The 21,408-nt window shown below is 42.7% G+C and carries 14 protein-coding genes and 2 pseudogenes; 1 reads left to right on the top strand and 15 read right to left on the bottom strand.

Annotated features, from left to right (window positions below; genetic code table 11):
* Positions 1-33: 33 nt before the first annotated feature.
* From ROSEINA2194_RS15120 to ftsH, 15 genes and pseudogenes are all read right to left on the bottom strand, one after another.
* Positions 34-705, bottom strand: coding sequence for a response regulator (locus ROSEINA2194_RS15120; RefSeq protein WP_007889393.1), 672 nt, complete (start codon positions 703-705; stop codon positions 34-36).
* A gap of 265 nt (positions 706-970) precedes the next feature.
* Positions 971-2,167, bottom strand: a complete 1,197-nt coding sequence (locus ROSEINA2194_RS15115) for an ammonium transporter (protein WP_007889387.1) — start codon at positions 2,165-2,167, stop codon at positions 971-973.
* A 155-nt stretch (positions 2,168-2,322) separates the two neighbouring features.
* Positions 2,323-2,661, bottom strand: a complete 339-nt coding sequence (locus ROSEINA2194_RS15110; protein WP_007889386.1) for a P-II family nitrogen regulator — start codon at positions 2,659-2,661, stop codon at positions 2,323-2,325.
* Positions 2,662-2,890: 229 nt separating this feature from the next.
* Positions 2,891-5,011, bottom strand: coding sequence for a glutamine synthetase III family protein (locus ROSEINA2194_RS15105; protein ID WP_007889383.1), 2,121 nt, complete (start codon positions 5,009-5,011; stop codon positions 2,891-2,893).
* A gap of 352 nt (positions 5,012-5,363) precedes the next feature.
* A complete protein-coding gene (locus ROSEINA2194_RS15100) occupies positions 5,364-7,484 on the bottom strand; it encodes a glutamine synthetase III family protein (protein WP_044928404.1) in 2,121 nt (706 codons plus the stop codon).
* A 176-nt stretch (positions 7,485-7,660) separates the two neighbouring features.
* Positions 7,661-8,527 carry a class II fructose-1,6-bisphosphate aldolase gene (gene fba, locus ROSEINA2194_RS15095; RefSeq protein WP_044928403.1) on the bottom strand — a complete coding sequence of 289 codons (867 nt, stop codon included), beginning with the start codon at positions 8,525-8,527 and terminating at the stop codon, positions 7,661-7,663.
* A 188-nt stretch (positions 8,528-8,715) separates the two neighbouring features.
* Positions 8,716-9,622, bottom strand: a pseudogene (locus tag ROSEINA2194_RS23655) (diacylglycerol/lipid kinase family protein).
* A gap of 31 nt (positions 9,623-9,653) precedes the next feature.
* Entirely contained in the window at positions 9,654-9,905 is a 252-nt protein-coding gene (locus ROSEINA2194_RS15085; RefSeq protein ID WP_007889372.1) for an HPr family phosphocarrier protein, read from the bottom strand.
* A gap of 18 nt (positions 9,906-9,923) precedes the next feature.
* Positions 9,924-10,817, bottom strand: a complete 894-nt coding sequence (gene whiA / locus ROSEINA2194_RS15080; RefSeq protein ID WP_007889369.1) for a DNA-binding protein WhiA — start codon at positions 10,815-10,817, stop codon at positions 9,924-9,926.
* 1 nt (position 10,818) lies between these two features.
* Positions 10,819-11,697, bottom strand: coding sequence for an RNase adapter RapZ (gene rapZ, locus ROSEINA2194_RS15075; RefSeq protein WP_007889367.1), 879 nt, complete (start codon positions 11,695-11,697; stop codon positions 10,819-10,821).
* 33 nt (positions 11,698-11,730) lie between these two features.
* Positions 11,731-12,639: a UDP-N-acetylmuramate dehydrogenase gene (gene murB / locus ROSEINA2194_RS15070; protein ID WP_007889366.1), complete on the bottom strand. Its 909-nt coding sequence runs from the start codon at positions 12,637-12,639 to the stop codon at positions 11,731-11,733.
* Between the two features lie 9 nt (positions 12,640-12,648).
* Positions 12,649-14,040 carry an aminopeptidase gene (locus tag ROSEINA2194_RS15065; RefSeq protein WP_007889364.1) on the bottom strand — a complete coding sequence of 464 codons (1,392 nt, stop codon included), beginning with the start codon at positions 14,038-14,040 and terminating at the stop codon, positions 12,649-12,651.
* 109 nt (positions 14,041-14,149) lie between these two features.
* Positions 14,150-15,097, bottom strand: a complete 948-nt coding sequence (gene hprK / locus ROSEINA2194_RS15060) for an HPr(Ser) kinase/phosphatase (RefSeq protein ID WP_007889363.1) — start codon at positions 15,095-15,097, stop codon at positions 14,150-14,152.
* Between the two features lie 92 nt (positions 15,098-15,189).
* Positions 15,190-17,061 (bottom strand): excinuclease ABC subunit UvrC, encoded by a 1,872-nt coding sequence (gene uvrC, locus ROSEINA2194_RS15055; RefSeq protein WP_007889358.1) that lies wholly within the window; start codon positions 17,059-17,061, stop codon positions 15,190-15,192.
* Positions 17,061-19,099: pseudogene (ftsH, locus tag ROSEINA2194_RS15050) on the bottom strand (ATP-dependent zinc metalloprotease FtsH). The gene uvrC and the pseudogene ftsH overlap by 1 nt, the downstream one beginning before the upstream one ends.
* A 389-nt stretch (positions 19,100-19,488) precedes the next feature.
* On the opposite strand from ftsH, the gene pyrG reads away from it, so the two are divergent.
* On the top strand, positions 19,489-21,093 hold the full coding sequence (gene pyrG, locus ROSEINA2194_RS15045; protein WP_007889348.1) for a CTP synthase: 1,605 nt from the start codon (positions 19,489-19,491) through the stop codon (positions 21,091-21,093).
* Positions 21,094-21,408: the final 315 nt, after the last annotated feature.

Here is a 21,408-nt window from a genome sequence, read left to right as displayed (position 1 = left end):
TGCATTTTTTATCATGTATTTGTCACTAAACTTTCACTTCATGAGCACTTCTGCCTCATTCTGTGCCCTGGCTATATTATGAGTATCCGGATTCTCACACATAGCCCTTAACAGCTTTTTTTCTTTGGCAAAATACTGTCTGCGCTGTTCTGTATTCAAGTTCCTTCCATATCGTTCCATTGTAAATCCAAGCAGACGTTCTGCAAAAACTTCAAAATCTTTCCAGCTTTCATTCTGGTTCTCTATGATTTTCTCTATCTCTGCAATTGCTTTACGATTGCCCTCTAACTGTTTCAGACGCTCCTGTCTGCTGTCCCTGTCATGTTTTTTCAAGTCATAAAGTTCATAGGCTTCCTCCAGTGCCTGCATAAATTCCTGCCTGAAATTTACCGGTCTCAGAAATACACGGAACACATCCCGCTTGTTCAAATAGAATCCCAACTGTACGGCGCTGATCGAATTTGTATATAACATGCAGATCGTATCCGGGAATTTTTGGTTTACATAAGATAAAATTTTATCACCGTTATATCCATCCAGATTTAAATCTGTGACAAGTATCTGATATTCTTTTTGTTTTAACAACTCCATTGCATCTGTTCCATTTTGTGCAATATCTGTCTCAATCTGTTTTTCTTCTAAAATCCCCTGGAATTCATCTATAATCTCCGGATATCTGCTGATAAATAAAAGATTTCGTTTCATTTTTTTCCTTCTTATTTTTTATCACATTCAGCCATATCATTTGTAATCTGATATAGCACTTCTATTATAACTTTTTGTTTTAAAAAAATCCACCATAAAACTTTTGTCTCTTACATGATCTTATTCGCACATATGGATTCAAAAGATCTGTATTTTATCATTTTTCTATACAAAAAGAACGGCTGCCGCCGTTCTTTTTGTGTTGATGTATATACTACTAAGGGGATTAGATTCCACGAACCTAATCGAATTAGATTCGTGCGAATTAATGAAGTTCTCTTGGAACAAAATCAGGATATCCGGATTCAAGACCATGTTCTGTAGAGTCAAGTCCTTCTACTTCTTCCTGAGCAGATACTCTGAGTCCAATTGTTTTCTTAAGTACTGTAAATACAATTGTCATTGTAACGATTGTCCAGCCTGCGATACATACAATACCAAGTAACTGGATCAGTAAGTGATGTACACCACCGCCATAGAATAAACCATCTTTGTAATCAAAAAGTCCTACAGCGATCGTTCCCCAGATACCATTGCAGCCATGTACTGCTACGGCACCAACCGGATCATCTACTTTTAATTTATCTTCAATAAAGTATACTGCTACGCAGACCAGAACACCTGCAACTGCACCGATGATGAAAGAACCAATGACATCGACATTTGCACATCCTGCTGTGACTGCCACAAGACCTGCAAGAGATCCGTTTAAGGACATGGAAACATCCGGTTTGCCATTTCTGATCCATGTGAAAATCATTGCACTTACTGTTGCGACTGCCGGAGCTACAGTTGTTGTTGCAAAAATCTGTGATAACTGCATCGTGTCTGTTGCTGCTGCGCCGTTAAATCCGTACCAGCCAAACCAGAGAATGAATACACCAAGAGCACCGATTAAAATATTGTGTCCAAGAATTGGTCTTGCTTTTCCGTTTTTATCATATTTACCGATACGAGGTCCAAGCATTGCTGCTCCAATGAAGGCTGTAATTCCACCTACCATATGGATGCATGCTGATCCTGCAAAATCTGTAAATCCCATATCTGTAAGCCACGGTGTTGCACCCCAAACCCAGTGAGCCTCGACCGGATAAACTACTAAACTGATAATAAAACTATAAATACAATAGGTAATGAATTTTGTACGCTCTGCCATTGCACCTGAAACAATTGTTGCTGCTGTTGCACAGAATACTAAGTTAAATACGAAAGCTGACCAGTCTGTCTCGCCAAAGCCTGTAAAAGGATTCAGCCCCCATCCTACAAAACCGCCTTCGCCACAGAGCAGGTTATAACCTAATAAATAGAAAGCAACTGTACCAATACAGAAATCCATTAAGTTTTTCATCGTAATGTTGCCGACATTTTTTGCTCTTGTAAAGCCTGCTTCTACCATTGCAAATCCACATTGCATAAAAAATACTAACGCTGCACCCATCAGGTACCATACACTCATATCCATAATAAGCCTCCTTGTTTTGCGATATAAAAAAGGAGATAATTCAGGTGAGACTACACCCTTTATTATCCCCTTTGATAATCGTTTTTTCCTGATTCAATTTTTTCATAACAAAAAACTAATTCTATTTTAGGACTCCTCTTTCCATCCATAGAATCTTACAATGCATCTGTACCATGTTCGCCGGTACGGATACGAACTGCATCTTCTACATCATATACGAAAATCTTACCATCACCAAAATGTCCGGTATTAATTTCCTTTACGATCTTATCGATCAGAGTTGGTGCAACTTCATCTGTTACGACCGTCTCCACTTTAACCTTAGGAAGAAGATTTACAGCATACTCAGAACCACGGTAATTTTTAATGATACCTTTCTGATTACCATAACCCATGCTGTTTACGATATTCATACCGTTTACTTCACAGGAATCTAAAACTTCTTTTAAGTCTTCAAGTTTCTCCGGTTTAATAATAATCTCTAACTTCTTCATAACAATCCTCCTTGTTTTCTATTCTTTATTTGTTCACAATTTGTTTAAAAACCTTTCATGATGTGAACATGAATTTTTCACTTCTTCTGCATATAATAAAAGCATAAAAACAAAAGACAGTTTCAAAGTTTTGATTACTTTTTATATAAACTTTTTCATAATCTGCCAGGTGGAGAACCACCTGGCATCCTCCCTTTTATGGGAGTTTTTTATGTATACCGTTCTGTTATTATACTTCAAAGATCAGATCTCCGTAAGAAGGCATTGGCCACATGGACTTATCTACCAACATTTCCAATTTATCAACCGGTGCACGTAGCTCATCCATAGCTGCTTTTACTTCATCATGATAATAAACTGCCTGTGCTCTTCCCTCTTCCATTGCACCACCTTTTGCAGTGACTTCTTCCAGTTTGGAAAGTGCTGATTTTGCATCTGCAAGCAGATCAGATACCTCTGTCAGGATCTCTGTCTGAACACTCACATCAGCGCCGCATGCTGCCTTCACTGCTGTGATGGACTCTGCAAGAACCGTTGTGTATTTGATCACTGCCGGAATGATCTGTTTGGTTGCGATATCGATCATTGCCTTTGCCTCAATATTGATCTCTTTTGCGTAAGTCTCATATTCGATCTCAACACGGGAATCAAGTTCTGCTTTTGTAAATACACCAAATTTTTCAAATAATGTAACTGCCTTGTCAGTATTCAATGCAGGGATTGCATCTACCATGGATTTGATGTTTGGAAGTCCACGTCTCTCTGCCTCTTTTACCCATGCCTCAGAATAACCATTTCCATTGAATACAATTCTCTGGTGCTCGGTTGCATATTTTTTGATCAGATCATGTACTGCCATATCGAAATCATCTGCTTTTTCCAGTTCATCACAGGCTTCTGCAAATGCTTCTGCAACGATTGTATTTAATACAACGTTTGGCTGTGCGATGGAATCCTGAGAACCTACCATACGGAACTCGAACTTGTTTCCGGTAAATGCAAATGGTGACGTTCTGTTCCGGTCTGTTGCATCTTTCATGAAATCAGGTAATGTTTTAACACCTGTCTCTAACATTTTTCCTGAAATACTATGTGTGGCTTCACCAGTGCTGATCAGCTGTGACAACACATCCTCTAACTGCTCGCCCAGGAACACGGAAAGGATTGCCGGCGGTGCCTCATTTGCTCCTAATCTGTGATCATTTCCGACATCTGCTGCGGATTCTCTTAACAGATCTGCATGTGTATCCACTGCCTTTAAGATACAGGTTAAAACTAATAGGAACTGAATATTCTCATGTGGCGTTTTGCCCGGATCCAACAGGTTAATTCCATCATCTGTTGTGATCGACCAGTTGTTGTGTTTACCGGAACCGTTAACTCCTGCAAATGGTTTCTCGTGAAGTAAGCACTGTAAGCCATGACGGTAAGCAACTTTTTTCAATGTCTCCATGACTAACTGGTTGTGATCCACTGCAATGTTTGCTTCTGCATAAATTGGAGCTAACTCATGCTGTGCAGGTGCGACCTCATTATGCTGTGTCTTTGCAGATACACCAAGTTTCCAGAGTTCTTTGTTGACATCCTTCATGTAAGCTGCGATACGCTCACGGATGCTTCCGAAGTAATGATCATCCATCTCCTGGCCTTTTGGAGGCATCGCTCCGAATAAGGTACGGCCTGTGAAAATCAAATCTTTTCTCTGTAAATATTTTTCTCTGTCAACAATGAAATATTCCTGTTCCGGTCCAACGGAAGGGGTTACTTTTTTCGAGGTTGTGTTTCCAAATAACCGGATCAATCGAAGGGACTGCTCATTAATTGCCTCCATAGAACGAAGCAATGGTGTTTTCTGGTCAAGCGCCTCACCTGTGTAGGAACAGAAAGCAGTTGGAATACACAGTGTTGCGCCTGCTGCATCCTGTCTGACGAATGCCGGTGATGTACAATCCCACGCTGTATATCCTCTGGCTTCAAACGTTGCCCTAAGACCACCGGATGGGAAAGATGATGCATCCGGTTCACCTTTGATCAGCTCTTTTCCGGAAAAGCTCATCAATACTTTTCCGTTTGGCATTGGAGCCGTGATAAAAGAATCATGTTTCTCTGCTGTTACACCGGTTAACGGCTGGAACCAGTGTGTATAGTGTGTTGCTCCTTTTTCAATTGCCCATTCTTTCATCTCATGTGCAACGACATCTGCTGTTTCAAGGTCTAATTCTTTTCCTTCCTCCATGACTTCATGAAGTTTTTTGTAAATTTTCTTTGGAAGACGTTCCTGCATGACAGCATCGTTAAATACGTTCTCTCCAAAGATGTCTGCTACATTGAAGTATTCTTTCTCGCTCATCTTTCTACATCCTTTCTTTTCATCCAAATCCCCTGAGATTTGATTCTTGATTAATCAAACATCGCTGCTCACAGACTTGAGAAACAAATGTTTCTCAAGTTTTCGCGGTGCTCCTCAAATGTTCGTGCAAGCACGGCATTTTCATCGCTACTCACGAAAAAAAGGCGCTCCAACTCTGTTGGAACGCCTTCGTTCATTTTCTCTCGCAATGTTTTGTTGTTGTAACTAAAATAATACAATCAAAATCATTTTTCAAGACTTATTTTTTATTTTTTTCATATTTTGTATAAAATTAACATTTATTTCCATGGAAACAATTTATTTTTGTTAAAATTATATTTTCTATGTAAAATTATACTTCAAACATGAGATCACCATAAGATGGCATTGGCCACATGGATTTATCTACTAACATCTCCAGCTTATCAACCGGTGTTCGCAAAGCTTTCATTGCAGTCATCACCTCATCGCGATAGAATACTGCCTGCTCTCTTCCCTGTGCCATAGCTGCACCCTGTGCAGTCACTTCCTCTAATTTTGAAAGCGCATTCTTCGTGTCTGCAAGAAGGTCTGATACTTCCATCAGAATCTCTGTCTGCACGCTGATATCTGCGCCACAGGCTGCTTTTACTGCATTGATAGACTCTGCCAGTGTTGTGGTATAGCGGATAACGGCCGGAATAATCTGTTTTGTTGCAATATCGATCATTGCCTTTGCCTCGATGTTGATTTCTTTTGCATAGGTCTCGTATTCGATCTCGACCCGGGAATCAAGCTCTGCCTTTGTAAATACACCGAATTTTTCAAATAAAGCAACCGCTTTTTCTGTATTTAATGCAGGAATGGCATCTACCATGGATTTGATATTCGGAAGTCCACGTCTTTCGGCTTCCTCTACCCATTCGTCTGAATATCCGTTGCCATTGAATACGATTCTCTGATGCTCTGTCGCATATTTTTTGATGAGATCATGCACAGCCATGTCAAAGTCATCTGCTTTTTCCAGTTCATCACACGCCTCTGCAAATGCCTCTGCCACAATTGTATTTAACACAACGTTCGGCTGGGAAACAGAGTCCTGGGAACCTACCATACGGAACTCAAATTTATTTCCGGTAAACGCAAACGGAGATGTACGGTTACGGTCTGTCGCATCCTTCATAAAGTCAGGCAGGGATTTTACACCTGTCTCTAATCTCTGACCGGAGATACTGTGTGTGGCAGCTCCAGTGCTGATGAGCTGTGATAACACGTCCTCTAACTGCTCTCCAAGATAAACGGATAAAATAGCCGGTGGTGCCTCATTTGCGCCAAGTCTGTGGTCATTTCCGACATCTGCTGCCGATTCGCGCAAAAGATCGGCATGGGTATCCACTGCCTTTAAAATACAGGTCAGCACCAAAAGGAACTGAATATTCTCGTGCGGTGTTTTTCCCGGCTCTAACAGGTTAATGCCATCGTCTGTCGTAATGGACCAGTTGTCATGCTTACCGGAACCATTCACCCCCGCAAATGGTTTCTCATGCAACAGGCACTGTAACCCATGACGATACGCAACCTTTTTCAAAGTCTCCATGATAAGCTGGTTGTGGTCAACTGCGATATTTGCCACTGCATAAATCGGAGCCAGTTCGTGCTGTGCAGGTGCGACCTCATTATGCTGTGTCTTCGAGGACACGCCAAGCTTCCAAAGTTCAATATTGACATCTCTCATATAGGATGCGATACGCTCGCGGATGCTTCCAAAGTAATGGTCATCCATTTCCTGTCCTTTTGGAGGCATTGCGCCAAACAAAGTACGTCCGGTAAAGATCAGGTCTTTTCTCTGTAAATATTTTTCTCTGTCTACAATAAAGTATTCCTGCTCCGGTCCTACCGAAGGAGTTACTCTCTTAGAGGTTGTGTTTCCGAATAAACGGATCAGACGCAGTGCCTGCACGTTGATTGCTTCCATGGAACGAAGCAATGGTGTCTTCTGGTCAAGCGCTTCTCCTGTGTAGGAACAGAATGCAGTCGGAATGCAGAGTGTTGCGCCTGCTGCGTCCTGCCTGACGAATGCCGGAGAAGTACAGTCCCATGCTGTATATCCTCTCGCCTCAAAAGTCGCTCTTAATCCACCGGATGGAAAAGATGATGCATCCGGTTCACCTTTAATTAATTCTTTTCCCGAAAAACTCATCAAAACCTTGCCGTTTTCCATAGGCGCAGTAATGAAAGAATCGTGTTTCTCTGCCGTAACTCCGGTTAACGGCTGGAACCAGTGCGTATAATGTGTTGCACCTTTTTCAATTGCCCACTCCTTCATCTCATGAGCAACGACATCTGCGGTCTCGAGGTCTAATTCTTTTCCTTCCTCCATTACTTCGTGAAGTTTTTTGTAAACTTTCTTTGGTAAACGAGCCTGCATGACAGAATCGTTGAATACATTTTCTCCAAAGATATCTACAACATTAAAGTTCTCTTTCTCCATCATCTTGTTTGATATCCTTTCTCTCATCTAAATCCCCTCAGATTTGATGTTCTTATACTAATATAAGAGAATCTACACATAAATGCAACTAATAAATCGTTTATGTTCCAAGGAAAAAATAGAAAAAGACCTCATAGAACGGATTCTCCGCTCTACAAGGTCTTTATTTTCTTGATATTTTATTCAGCTTTTCCAACAGAACCAAATAATTCCATCTTCTCTTTTACAGTAGCTTTGATTGCTTCTGCACCTGGAGCTAATAATTTACGAGGATCAAATCCCTTACCCTCAAGATCTTTACCAGCTTCGATATATTTACGTGTAGCATCTGCGAAAGATAACTGGCACTCTGTGTTAACATTGATCTTAGATACACCAAGGTCGATAGCTTTCTTGATCATATCAGCCGGGATACCTGTACCGCCATGAAGTACTAATGGCATCATTCCTGTTTTCTCCTGAACAGCTGCTAATGTCTCAAAGCTTAATCCTGGCCAGTTTGCCGGATATTTTCCATGGATGTTACCGATACCTGCTGCAAGCATGTCCACACCAAGATCAGCGATCGCTTTACACTCGTTAGGATCAGCACATTCGCCCATACCTACAACACCGTCTTCTTCTCCACCGATAGAACCAACTTCTGCCTCGATAGATAAGCCTAACTGATGAGCTACTGCTACTAACTCTTTTGTTTTCTCAACGTTCTCTTCGATTGGATAATGAGAACCATCAAACATGATAGATGTGAAACCAGCTTTGATACATTTGTAGCATCCTTCGTATGTTCCGTGATCTAAGTGTAATGCTACAGGAACTGTGATTCCAAGTTCTTCATCCATAGCTTTTACCATAGCTGCTACTGTTTTAAAGCCTGTCATGTACTTTCCAGCACCTTCAGATACACCTAAGATAACAGGGGATTTTAACTCCTGTGCTGTTAACAGAATAGATTTGGTCCACTCAAGGTTGTTGATGTTGAACTGACCTACAGCATAATGACCAGCTTTTGCTTTGTCTAACATTTCTTTTGCAGATACTAACATTGTTAATTCCTCCATAATTTTAAAAATATATTTCCCATTTGCACTCATTACCTCGTGATTCCTTCACTCAGTAACTTCGCCGTTCGTCAAATACAAATCTTTTCGTATTTTCCTCACTTGCACTCATTATATATTACTTTGATGCAAAAATAAAGTTATTTTTTTAACATATATAACTGTCAAATCTTTTATTCTTCCGGCTTTTTGACCATAATGTCCACTGCCTGTTTCAGATTTTTCACACAGACTTCCTCATGGTCACCGCCAAATTCCCCGTCCAGAGTCCATGGGATCTCCCTGGATGCGGTAAACTTCACTTCGGCTGTCTTAAATGAATAAATCATATCCGTGTCATCTACGAGATTGATCAGTGATGCGATGATCTCATTCAGTTCCATCGGGTTCCTCGGCTTTTTGATCAGTGTAACTTCAAAAACACCATCATCAAGCAGAACATCTTTTCCGGTCATCCCCTTGAATCCGCCTACAGATGTAGAATTTGTGATCATTCCGTAGATAAACTCGTCCTGAATACGCATATTGTTATATTCCACCTGCATCATAAAGGATGGGATATCATGAAGGCATTTTGCGCCTTCCAAAATATAAGCGGCATGTCCGAGTACATTTTTCCATTCCTGGCTCGTCTTATAAGACACTTCTGTAAAAAAGTCCAAATGCAGCGACATAGACAAAATAATCCCCATTAAACAGACCGACATCGCACGGAAACGGTTTTCCTATGACGGCCGCCTCTGCCGCTTTTTCCATGTCCTTCGGTATTCCAAGCGAAGAAGCAAAATCGTTCGTGCTTCCGGCCGGTATGTATCCCAGTGGAACTTTTGCTTTGCATTGCATCATTCCGGTTACCACTTCGTCTAATGTACCATCTCCACCGCTGCACACAACAAGATCATAATTTCCGGCATACGCTTCCACTTTTTCTTTTGCATCTCCTGCACACTGCGTCGGATATATCGTAACCTCATAATCCGCTTTTACCATGGTGTCCACGATGTCTAACAACTGATTCTTAATCTGTGCCTTTCCTGAGCACGGATTGAATACAAACAATAATTTCTTTTTCATATCCATAAATCACTATACTCTCTTATTCATTCAACATTTATTTGCCTGTCAAAAGTCTCTCTAATGCTTCCACTGCTTCCACTTCGTCTGTTCCTTCCGCATCTATCGTGACAACCACTCCGTTTGTCAGAACAAGGCTCATCATTCCCATGATGCTTTTTGCATTGACATGTTTCCCGTCCATCTCCAGATAAAGATGACTGGAAAACTGATTGGCGGTCTGTACCATCAATGCGATCGGTCTTGCTTCCATTCCTGCATCCATCTGCACTTCTACTGTCTTTCTCATCGTCTTATCATTCTCCTCCTATTCCCTCAATCCGTCTGCGATCTCACTGATCTTCCGAAGTCTGTGGTTCACACCCGATTTTCCAACCGGCGGATCTAAATACATTCCAAGTTCTTTGAGTGGTGCCTCAGGGTATTCCAGCCGCAATAACGCCATCTCTTTTAAATTGTCCGGCAGGCTGTCTAACCCCATCACTTCCCTGATATATGTAATGTCCTCCAGCTGTTTTACTGCCGCATTAACCGTCTTGCTGATATTGGCAGTCTCGCAGTTGACCTTACGGTTGACGGAATTACGCATCTCTTTTAAAATGCGCACGTTCTCTAAATTCATCAGTGCCACATGTGCTTCCATCACATTTAAAATATCAACAATCTGTGCCCCTTCTTTTAAGTAAACAACAAAATGTTTTTTTCGTTCCACGATCTTGGCATCCACATCAAAACTGTTCATGGTATCCCGAAGCTGTTCTGCCTGTGGCATAGTTCTACACACAATCTCAAAATGATAGGACTTGTTTGGATCACTGATGGAACCACCAGCTAAGAATGCCCCTCTGATGTAAGCTCTTTTACAACAGCCCTGCAAAAGTAACAGACCATTGACTGTCTCTGTGATCATCGGGATCTGATGATCCTCATCCCACATTTTTACTGTCTCATAAATTTTCTTCTGTTCTCTTCCGGATTTTTCTCTTTTCTCCTCCGAAAAATCAAACAGTTTTTTTAATAATAGCTCATACTTTGTATTTAACAGTTCATTTTCAGAATCCAGAAAAAGGTCACACCCGGATTCGCTCACCTGCACTTTTCCATCAAATGCGATCAGTGCCGCCAGCTCCGCGATCTGACAATGACGGCTTTTCCCAAGATGTCTGGAAAGTTCTTCTTTTACTTCACTTGAAAAAGACATTCTATTTACCTCGCAGGGCATCTTTTCCTATATCCCTATGCTCAATCTTCAGACCATATTCCTTCTTGTCCGCCATTCTCTTGTACAATTCATTGGCAAGCGTTACCGAGCGGTGTTTTCCGCCTGTGCATCCAATCGATATGACAAGCTGGTTTTTTCCCTCTGCAATGTAGTTTGGTATCAGGAAGTTGATCATATCCTCTAATTTATCCAGAAACTCGTGCGCCTCCTTAAATTGAAGCACATAATCCTGAATTTCCCTGTCATTTCCTGTCTTGGCGCGAAGCCCCTCCACGTAATATGGATTCGGCAGAAAACGCACATCGAAAACCAGATCCGAATCCGCCGGAATCCCATATTTAAATCCGAACGATAAAATCGTGATGAACAGATTTTTATAATCCTGGTTCTGCACAAATATTTTTTCAATCTCCGCTTTCAGTTCTCTTGTCAGAAGCTGACTGGTATCTATAATATAACTTGCCCGCTCTTTCAAAAAGGCAAGTCTCTCTCTCTCTTTTGCAATTCCCTTATCGACACGCTCCGAGCCTGCCAGTGGATGGCTTCTTCTCGTCTCTTTGTATCGTTTTACAAGTACGGAATCCTCCGCATCCAAAAATAAGATATCATAAGCGCCGCCGTTTGCCTTGATCCGGTCAAGCACACTTCTAAGTTCCTCAAGTGCCTGTCCACTCCGGATATCGATCCCGACAGCGACTTTCTGTAATTCTGCATTCTGCTGCAGATCAGACAATTCCACAAATTTTTCCAATAAAGGGATTGGAAGATTATCGACACAGTAAAAGCCGATATCTTCCATCATTTTCAGTGCTGTACTTTTTCCGGCTCCAGACATTCCTGTTAATATCACGAATTTCATACTATAACCACACCTTTCTCATAAGTTTGCAGCTTAAAATTCACCAATCATTTTCACTTCCGGTTCCAATACTACACCAAACTGTGCCTGTACCTTATCCGATACGTCCCTCATCAGCTGACAGATGTCTGCCGCTGTTGCATCCCCTTTGTTGATTACAAAACCACAATGTTTCTCAGACACCTGTGCACCACCCACCTGATAGCCGCGGAGTCCTGCATCCATGATCAGCTTCCCTGCAAAATATCCCTCCGGTCTTTTGAAAGTGCTTCCGGCACTCGGATACTGCAGTGGCTGTTTCTCTGCTCTTTTTTCATTCAGTTCTTTCATTTCGGAACGGATTTCCGCCTCATCGCGCGGCACAAGTTCCAAAACAACTTTTGTAACAATATATTTTTTGTCTGGAATACAGCTATGCCGGTAACCCAGATCGAGCGCATCTCTGTCAAGTTCCAGCTGTGCACCGTTTTCATCGAGAACATATACTCTCTCAATGATATCCTTCATCTCTCCGCCATAGGCTCCGGCGTTCATGACAACTGCTCCGCCGACACTTCCGGGAATCCCTGCAGCAAATTCCATGCCGCCCAGACCATTCGATGCCGCAGTATTGGCAATTTTAGAAAGCATTGCACCTGCCTGCGCCGTGATCCTCGTTCCTTGCACTTCAATGTCTCCCATTGGCTCTGTCATCTCGATCACCACACCACGGATTCCCTTGTCTCCCACAAGCAGATTGCTGCCATTTCCGATAAAAGAATATGGCACATGATGCTGTCTGCAAAGTCCAAGAACCGCCGCAAGTGCTGTTTCATCCGGCTGGACCAGCACATCTGCCGGCCCACCCACACGAAACGTTGTATGCTTTTTCATTGGCTCTTCCATAAAAATCCCAGAGCCAGCCATTATATTTTCAAGTTCTGTTAAAAACTGGTCATTCATTGATATTTCCTAAGCTTCCTTTAAGAATGCAATATAACCTCTGTATGCCTCATACAGATCCACTTTGCTGATGATCTCCCATGGCGCATGCATATTTAATACCGGAACACCGCTGTCGATGACATTCATTCCATAGTTTGCAAGAATGTAAGCGATCGTTCCGCCGCCGCCCTGATCGACTTTACCGAGTTCGGCTGTCTGGAAGGACACCTCATTTGTATCCATAATATTTCTTAATTTTCCAATATACTCTGCATTTGCATCATTGGAACCGCCCTTGCCTCTGGAACCTGTGTATTTGTTAAATACAAGTCCTTTTCCAAAATATGCTGTGTTGCGTTTTGTCATAACACTTGGGAAGTTCGGGTCAAACGCTGCTGATACATCTGAGGAAAGTACCTTGGAACCTGCCAGTGCTCTTCTGAGTGCCAGTTCTGAATAACTTCCTGCTGCTGCCATTACTTCTGCAACAGTGTTCTCGAAAAATCTGGACTGCATTCCGCTGGCTCCCACACTTCCGATCTCTTCTTTGTCCACTAAGAGGCAGACACTTGTGATCTCTGGATCTTCTGACACAAGCATTGCTTCAAAGGATGGATATGCGCACACCCTGTCGTCATGTCCATAACCCATGATCATGCTGCGGTCAAAGCCGTAATCTTTTGCTTCTCCTGCCGGAACCACCTCAATCTCTGCGGAAAGGAAATCTTCTTCCTCTATACCATATTCTTTGGATAAAAGATTCATGATATTCGCTTTCACTTTTTCTTTTACTTTCTCATCTTCTGTCTGCATCGGAATGCTGCCGATCAAAAGATCAAGGTTTTCACCCTCGATCACTTTTGCAGCTTTCTTCTCTAACTGCTCCCCTGACAGATGGATCAGAAGATCGCTCACGCCAAAGACAGGGTCGCCTGGTTTATCCCCAATATTTACCTCTACAACAGTTCCGTCTTTTTTTGCGATCACGCCATGTAATGCCAGCGGTAAAGTTACCCACTGGTATTTCTTGATCCCGCCATAATAGTGGGTATCCAACATGGCAAAATCGGTATCCTCATATAATGGATCCTGTTTTAAATCCAGACGCGGAGAGTCAATGTGTGCTCCAAGGATATTCATTCCTTTTTCCATGCTCTCTTTTCCGATCACAAATAAAGCCATGCCTTTTCCCATGTTATTGGCATATACTCTGTCGCCTGCTTTCAATGCTGTATGCTCTGCGATCACCTTCTCAAGATTTACAAAACCTGCCTTTTCTGCTTTCTCCACAAAAAAAGACACACACTCGCGCTCTGTCTTGCAATCAGAAATAAACTTGCGGTAATTCTCTGCAAACTGAAATACTTCCTCCCGTTTATTTCCTTCCGGGTATTTTTCCCATGCAATTTTGTTTTCCATATTTTTTTCTCCAAATCCAACTATATATTTATAACGGTTTTTCCGCTATATGCAAAAATGTAACTATGTCCTGTGCCATCCACTTTCGGCACAATCGTGTATACACAGCTTAATCGTCATCATCATGACCTTTTGTGATATTCTCCTGCACGCGGCGGTAAAGCTCCTGTGCTGCGTTGTAACCCATTTTCTTCTGTCTGTGGTTGACTGCCGCTGTCTCACAGATGACTGCGAGATTTCGTCCCGGACGGATCGGCAGCGAATGGCACGACACTTTATTTCCAAGAAATTCTGCGTATTCATCCTCTAAGCCAAGGCGGTCATACTCATTTTCTTTCTTCCAGTCCTCAAGCTTGATGACAAGGTCGATCTGCTGTTTTTCCTTGACACACTCAACACCGTAAAGCGCTTTCACATCGATAATACCGATACCACGCACCTCGATAAAATATCTCGTGATGTCCGGAGAAGTGCCGATCAGCGTATGCTCATTAATCTTGCGGATCTCCACAACATCATCTGTTACCAGACGATGTCCACGGCGCACAAGCTCCAATGCCGCCTCACTCTTACCGATTCCGCTCTCACCCATGATCAGAAGTCCTTCACCATAGACATCGACCAGAACTCCGTGAATGGAAATACAAGGTGCCAGCTGTTCACTCAGACAGAAAATCAATTCTGCCATAAATTCCGATGTGCTTCTCTTCGTTCCCAAAACCGGAACATCATTTTCCGTAGCAATCTGTAAAAAATCTTCATCCGGCTGTAAATCCCTGCAGAAAATAATGCATGGAATATCATATGCGGTAAATTTCTGTAAAACTTTTTCCTTCTTCTCCACATCCAGTCTCTGTAAATAGGTGTACTCAACGTTTCCGATGATCTGTACACGCGACTGCTCAAAATGTTCAAAGAACCCACTCAACTGCAACGCCGGACGGTTCACATCACTGATTTTAATACGGTGTTTTTTCAAATCCATGTCCGGCAGGAAATTATACAGATCCATGATCTGTGCTACTTTGCTGACACTTACTCCATTCGTTCCATTCATACCCTTTTCTCCTTTATGTTCTGGGGATTTTTTGTTTTCCTCTGCGCCGGAAAATACTTCTGCCGCATAGAAAACCCATTGTCATAAATATATCACAGAACAGCGTCTTTGTGAAGAAATTCATATACTGCCTGCGCCGCTTTTTCGTTCATGCTCTCGGTGTCGGCAAGATCTTCTGCCGAGGCCTCCCGGATTGCCTCTAACGACTGATATTTCTTCATCAAAGCTTTTCTTCTGGACGGACCGATTCCCGGAATATCATCCAGTATGGAATGCACCTGTTCTTTGCTGCGCAGTGACCTGTGGTATTCGATTGCAAAACGATGCGCCTCGTCCTGAATTCTTGTGATAAGTTTGAATCCTTCACTGCCCCGGTCAATTGGTATCTCAATATTGTTATAGTATAACCCACGGGTTCTGTGATTATCATCTTTTACCATACCACAGACCGGAATATTCAGATGTAATTCATCCAGCACTTTCAAGCAGATATTGACCTGCCCTCTTCCACCATCCATCATAATAAGATCCGGGAAGCGTGTAAAACTGCCATACTCTGCACCGAGTTCTTTCTCCTGCATTTCTTCCTGCTCCCGCATGCCGTGTGTAAAACGCCTTGTAAGGACTTCATGCATGGAAGCGTAGTCATCCGGTCCGGTGACAGTGCGGAGTTTGAACTTTCTGTAATCGCTGCGCTTTGGTTTTCCTTTTTCATAAACCACCATGGAACCAACCGTCTCGAATCCGTTGATGTTGGAGATATCAAACGCTTCCACACGCTGTAAGCCCGGAAGATCCAGCCATCCTGCGATCTCTTTCATCGCTCCGATGGTTCTTCCCTCCTCACGCTTGATTTTCTCCTTATCCTGCGACAACACAAGTTCCGCATTCTTCTGCGCCAGCTCCACCAGTTTTTCCTTCATTCCTTTTTGCGGAATACGGATATAGACTTTGCCGCCGCGCTTCTCCCCCAACCATTCTGCCAATACTTCATGGTCATCGATCTCCTCCGGCAGCATGATCTCTCTCGGAATAAACGGCGTGCCGGAATAAAACTGTTTTACAAATGTAGTCAATATTTGTTCCTTAGTATCTTCATTTCCGATCTTTACATAAAAGTGATCCCGTCCGATCAGTTTTCCATCCCGGATAAAAAACACCTGTACGACCGCATCCCTGTCGTCTGCTGCAAGCGCAATAATATCCTTGTCCTCGCCGTCGTTATGCGTGATTTTCTGTTTCTGTGCAATCTGCTTCACGCTGTTTAAAAGGTCGCGATATTCGATTGCCTTCTCAAACTGCATCTCCTCGGAAGCAGCCATCATTTTTTCCTGTAACGATTTTAAAATTGGTGCATAGTTTCCATTTAAAAATTCAACGGCTGCATCCACACGCTGTCTGTACTCCTCTTTGCTGATATATCCCTGACACGGTGCATTGCACTGATGAATATGGTAATTCAGGCACGGGCGGTCTTTTCCGATATCTTTTGGCAGATTCCGGTTACACGTTCTGAGCTGATATAATTTATTGATCAGTTCGATCGTATCCTTGACTGCCCCTGCACTTGTGTACGGTCCAAAATAGCGTGACCTGTCTTTTTTCTGCTGTCTGGAAAACAGAACCCGCGGAAAATCCTCTCCGACCGTCACTCTGATATAGGGATAGGTCTTATCATCCCGCAGCATGGTATTGTACTTTGGTCTGTGTTCCTTGATCAGATTACATTCTAAAACAAGTGCCTCCAGTTCAGAATCCGTGATGATATATTCAAAACGCGCAATCTGTTTTACCATCTGCGCTTTTTTGATCCCCTCATCATGGCTTGCCTGAAAATACTGGTGCACCCGTTTTCTAAGGCTGACAGCCTTTCCAATATAAATAATCGCATCCCTGCTGTCATGCATAATATAAACTCCCGGCTGATCCGGGAGTTTTTTTAATTCTTCTGCAATCTCAAACATTATTCACCATCATTGCCTTTACTCTGGCGTTCAGCGTCCATTGCCTGTTCCATAAAGCTCTTCTTTGTGCTCTCTTCCTCCGGTTCCGGAATACCTTTGATCTCACGGAAAATCTTCATAAATTCTTTTCCGGTGATCGTCTCATGCTCGTACAGGTATTCAGAAATCTTATCTAATGATTCGCGGTTCTCGATCAGAAGCTGCATTGCGTCATCATAACATTTGTTAATAATGGAAAGAACTTCTCCGTCGATCTGTGCTGCGGTCTCCTCACCGCAGATCAGTCCTGCCCGGTTATCCAGATACTGGTTCTCTGTTGTTGCAAGACACATCATGCCAAACTTATCTGACATACCATATTGTGTAACCATTGCTCTTGCGATCGCTGTTGCGTTCTCAATATCGTTTGCAGCGCCGCTTGTTGCGGAGGAAAATACGAGTACTTCTGCCGCACGTCCTGCCATGTAGGTTGTGATCTTGGCAAGCAGTTCATCCTTCGTCTGTAAGAACTTCTCCTCTTCCGGTGTCTGCAAGGTATAACCAAGTGCTCCCATCGTTCTTGGAACGATCGTGATCTTCTGGACCGGCTCAGTGTTCTTCTGAAGTGCTGTCACAATTGCATGTCCAACCTCATGGTACGAAACGATCTTGCGCTCTTTATCACTCATCACGCGGTCTTTTTCTCTTTACCGCCTACTGCAACTAACTCAAAAGCCTCAAATAAATCTGCCTGATTTACATATTTTCTGCCCTTCTTAACCGCATTGATCGCAGCCTCATTGATCATATTGGCAAGATCAGAACCAACAAGCCCTGCGGTTGCAAGTGCGAGTGCATCCAGATCTACAGTCTCATCCATAAGAACATCTTTGGAATGAACTTTTAACGTCTCAAGTCTTCCCTTCAGATCCGGCTTATCGACGATAATACGACGGTCAAAACGTCCCGGACGAAGCAGCGCTTTATCCAGAACTTCCGGTCTGTTGGTTGCAGCCAGGATCAAAAGTCCCTTGGAAGTATCAAAACCATCCATCTCGGCAAGCAGCTGGTTTAAGGTCTGCTCACGCTCGTCATTGCCGCCGCCATAGCGGGAATCACGGCTCTTACCGATTGCATCGATCTCATCAATAAAAATAATACACGGCGCCTGTTTCTGTGCCTCTTTGAAAAGATCACGCACACGGGATGCACCGACACCCACGAACATTTCTACAAAATCAGAACCTGCCAGAGAGAAAAACGGTACGCCCGCCTCTCCTGCTACTGCCTTTGCAAGTAATGTCTTACCTGTACCAGGAGGTCCTACAAGCAGCGCTCCCTTTGGAAGTTTTGCTCCGATCTCACGGTACTTTTTCGGATTATGAAGGAAATCAACAACTTCCTGTAAAGACTCTTTTGCCTCATCCTGTCCGGCAACATCTTTAAAGGTAACGCCGGTGGTTTTTTCCACATAAACTTTTGCAGTGCTCTTGCCAACGCCCATAGCGCCGCCGCCCATACGCTTCATCAAAACGCCCATCAGTATCCAGATCAGTACGAGTGGAAGCAGGAAGCTTAAAATATTGTAAATCCATGTGGAAGTGTTGTCCGGGATCACACGGGAGATCGTGATTCCCTTATCCTTCAATAAAGGAAGCAGATCCGGATCATCCAAACGTCCACAATAATAAGTCTGTTCCTGAAGATATGAATTCTTGTTTTCAGAAACCGGTGTGATATTGATCTGGTAAGAATCAAATTCCACCGACTCTACTTTTCCATCTTCTACCATCTGAAGGAAGTCAGAATAACTGATCTCCGAAGTGCTCATGGAAGTATACCGGTTCATGACCATGCTCATAATGAACAATGATACCAGTGATACAAGGATAAACACCATGATCATCTGACCATTCTTGTTATTCTTATTGTTATTATCCCCATTATTGCCGTTGTTATTATTGTTACCATTGCTGCCATTATTTCCCGGACCGCCGCTGCCATAGCCGCCTCCGCCGTATCCGTTATTGCCGTTATTGTAATTGCTCTGGTTATCCATAAATCTATCCTTTCCACAGCCAGATTCTGGTTTGTCTGGCTGGACTTATCGTATTGAATTATTTTCTTACGGCAAAAGTTCTCCTAATCTTTCAACCGTAATGAAACATTAAATTCTTTCTTATTATATTGAAATTGAACTTCAAAAGCAATACATTGTTCGTGAAGTTTTCCTTTCATTTCTAAAGATTTTATAAACTCACTCGGATTAACTGCTAAAATTTTTTTATTTTTTTATAGATTTTAGAAAAACATCGTAGTATACTATTTCAGTTAAAAAAATTGTGTAATGTTTCCGCTGCACCCAGGCAGCGTTTCATTACCATATACAAACTAAGAGGATTTTGTTACTAATCATTATATTTCACATTTTTAGAGGAGGATAACCCTATGCCTGTAAAATACGTTTTTGTCACCGGTGGTGTTGTATCCGGTCTCGGTAAAGGTATCACCGCTGCTTCCCTCGGAAGACTTTTAAAAGCACGTGGATACAAAGTTACCATGCAGAAATTCGACCCTTACATCAACATCGATCCAGGAACCATGAACCCAATCCAGCACGGAGAAGTTTTCGTCACAGATGACGGTGCTGAAACTGACCTTGACCTTGGACATTATGAGCGTTTCATCGATGAGAGCTTAACCAAAAATTCCAATGTCACAACCGGAAAAGTATACTGGTCCGTTCTTCAGAAAGAACGCCGTGGCGATTACGGCGGAGGAACTGTTCAGGTCATTCCTCATATCACAAACGAGATCAAGAGCCGTTTTTACCGCAATTTCACTTCCGATGAGACACATATTGCCATCATTGAAGTTGGAGGAACCGTAGGTGATATCGAAAGCCAGCCTTTCTTAGAAGCGATCCGCCAGTTCCAGCATGAGGTCGGACATGAAAATGCCATTCTTATCCATGTAACGCTGATTCCATACTTAAAGGCTTCCGGCGAACTGAAAACAAAACCGACACAGGCTTCCGTAAAAGAATTACAGGGAATGGGTATCCAGCCTGATATTATCGTTTGCCGTTCCGAGCACGAATTAGATCAGAGTTTAAAAGATAAAATCGCTCTGTTCTGTAACGTGCCAAACAGTCATGTGTTGCAGAACCTTGATGTGGAATACTTATATGAGGCACCACTTGCAATGGAAAAAGAGAATCTTGCAAAAGTTGCCTGTGAAGCTTTACATTTAGCTTGCCCAGAACCAGATTTAAAAGACTGGGAAGCAATGGTAGATGCGCTCCGTCATCCGAATAAAGAAGTAAAAATTGCATTAGTTGGAAAATATATTGCCCTGCACGATGCATATATCTCTGTTGTGGAAGCATTAAAACACGGCGGAATCGCAGAGCATGCCACTGTCAACATTAAATGGGTAGATTCCGAGGAACTTACTCCTGAAAATATAGACGAATATTTAGGAGATGTTTCCGGTATCTTAGTTCCTGGCGGATTTGGTTCCCGTGGTGTGGAAGGAAAAATTCTCGCTGCACAGTATGCCCGTGAACACAAGGTTCCTTACCTTGGTCTCTGCCTTGGCATGCAGGTTGCCATCATCGAATTTGCAAGACATGTCTGTGGATTCAACGATGCTCACAGTGTTGAGCTTGATCCAAACACAACACATCCGGTCATCGCTTTAATGCCAGACCAGAATGGTGTGGAAGATATCGGTGGAACCTTAAGACTTGGTTCTTATCCATGTATTTTGGACAAGACTTCTAAAGCTTATGAATTGTATGGCACTGAAAATATTGAAGAACGTCACCGCCATCGTTACGAAGTAAATAATGACTTCCGTGCAGTCCTCACAGAACATGGCATGAAACTCTGCGGTACTTCTCCTGATGGACGTATTGTCGAGATGGTAGAACTTCCAGATCATCCTTGGTTCATTGCAACACAGGCGCATCCTGAACTGAAGTCCAGACCTAACAGACCACATCCGCTGTTCCATGGATTCGTGGAGGCAGCTACAAAATGTAAGCGGTAGTAACCGGAGTTTAACGGACGTAGTGTCGCAGATTCTGTGGTGCTTTTATAGGTTGTGAAGGGGCAGCTATAAGCGTCCTCTCACAAGTCTTGATTTTATAGGTTTATGAAAAGAAAAACGGTACAGACGAAATATGATGTTCCTGTTCGCAGGGCATTCCGATAAGCCTCTAAAGAGTCTTATCTTCATTGCTCACGAAGGAAATCATATTTGTCTGCACCGTTTTTCTTTCATTTACGTTACGAATGACTTGTGAAAGGACGCTTATACATGCCCGGTCAACGTCATGAATTACACCTCAGAATCTGCAATTTG

It is taken from the genome of Roseburia inulinivorans DSM 16841 (genome assembly GCF_000174195.1).
In the GTDB taxonomy this organism is placed as follows: Bacteria; Bacillota; Clostridia; order Lachnospirales; family Lachnospiraceae; genus Roseburia; species Roseburia inulinivorans.
This window is presented reverse-complemented; position numbering and strand designations above follow the sequence as displayed.

Coding starts and splice junctions, on each gene's coding strand:
- whiA (WP_007889369.1), bottom strand. CDS start 10,817: ATGTCTTTTTCAAGTGAAGTAAAAGAAGAACTTTCCAGACATCTTGGG.
- ROSEINA2194_RS15100 (WP_044928404.1), bottom strand. CDS start 7,484: ATGATGGAGAAAGAGAACTTTAATGTTGTAGATATCTTTGGAGAAAAT.
- ROSEINA2194_RS15115 (WP_007889387.1), bottom strand. CDS start 2,167: ATGGATATGAGTGTATGGTACCTGATGGGTGCAGCGTTAGTATTTTTT.
- ROSEINA2194_RS15085 (WP_007889372.1), bottom strand. CDS start 9,905: ATGAGAAAGACAGTAGAAGTGCAGATGGATGCAGGAATGGAAGCAAGA.
- pyrG (WP_007889348.1), top strand. CDS start 19,489: ATGCCTGTAAAATACGTTTTTGTCACCGGTGGTGTTGTATCCGGTCTC.
- ROSEINA2194_RS15065 (WP_007889364.1), bottom strand. CDS start 14,040: ATGGAAAACAAAATTGCATGGGAAAAATACCCGGAAGGAAATAAACGG.
- ROSEINA2194_RS15110 (WP_007889386.1), bottom strand. CDS start 2,661: ATGAAGAAGTTAGAGATTATTATTAAACCGGAGAAACTTGAAGACTTA.
- hprK (WP_007889363.1), bottom strand. CDS start 15,097: ATGAATGGAACGAATGGAGTAAGTGTCAGCAAAGTAGCACAGATCATG.
- ROSEINA2194_RS15105 (WP_007889383.1), bottom strand. CDS start 5,011: ATGAGCGAGAAAGAATACTTCAATGTAGCAGACATCTTTGGAGAGAAC.
- uvrC (WP_007889358.1), bottom strand. CDS start 17,061: ATGTTTGAGATTGCAGAAGAATTAAAAAAACTCCCGGATCAGCCGGGA.
- ROSEINA2194_RS15120 (WP_007889393.1), bottom strand. CDS start 705: ATGAAACGAAATCTTTTATTTATCAGCAGATATCCGGAGATTATAGAT.
- rapZ (WP_007889367.1), bottom strand. CDS start 11,697: ATGAAATTCGTGATATTAACAGGAATGTCTGGAGCCGGAAAAAGTACA.
- murB (WP_007889366.1), bottom strand. CDS start 12,639: ATGAATGACCAGTTTTTAACAGAACTTGAAAATATAATGGCTGGCTCT.
- fba (WP_044928403.1), bottom strand. CDS start 8,527: ATGTTAGTATCTGCAAAAGAAATGTTAGACAAAGCAAAAGCTGGTCAT.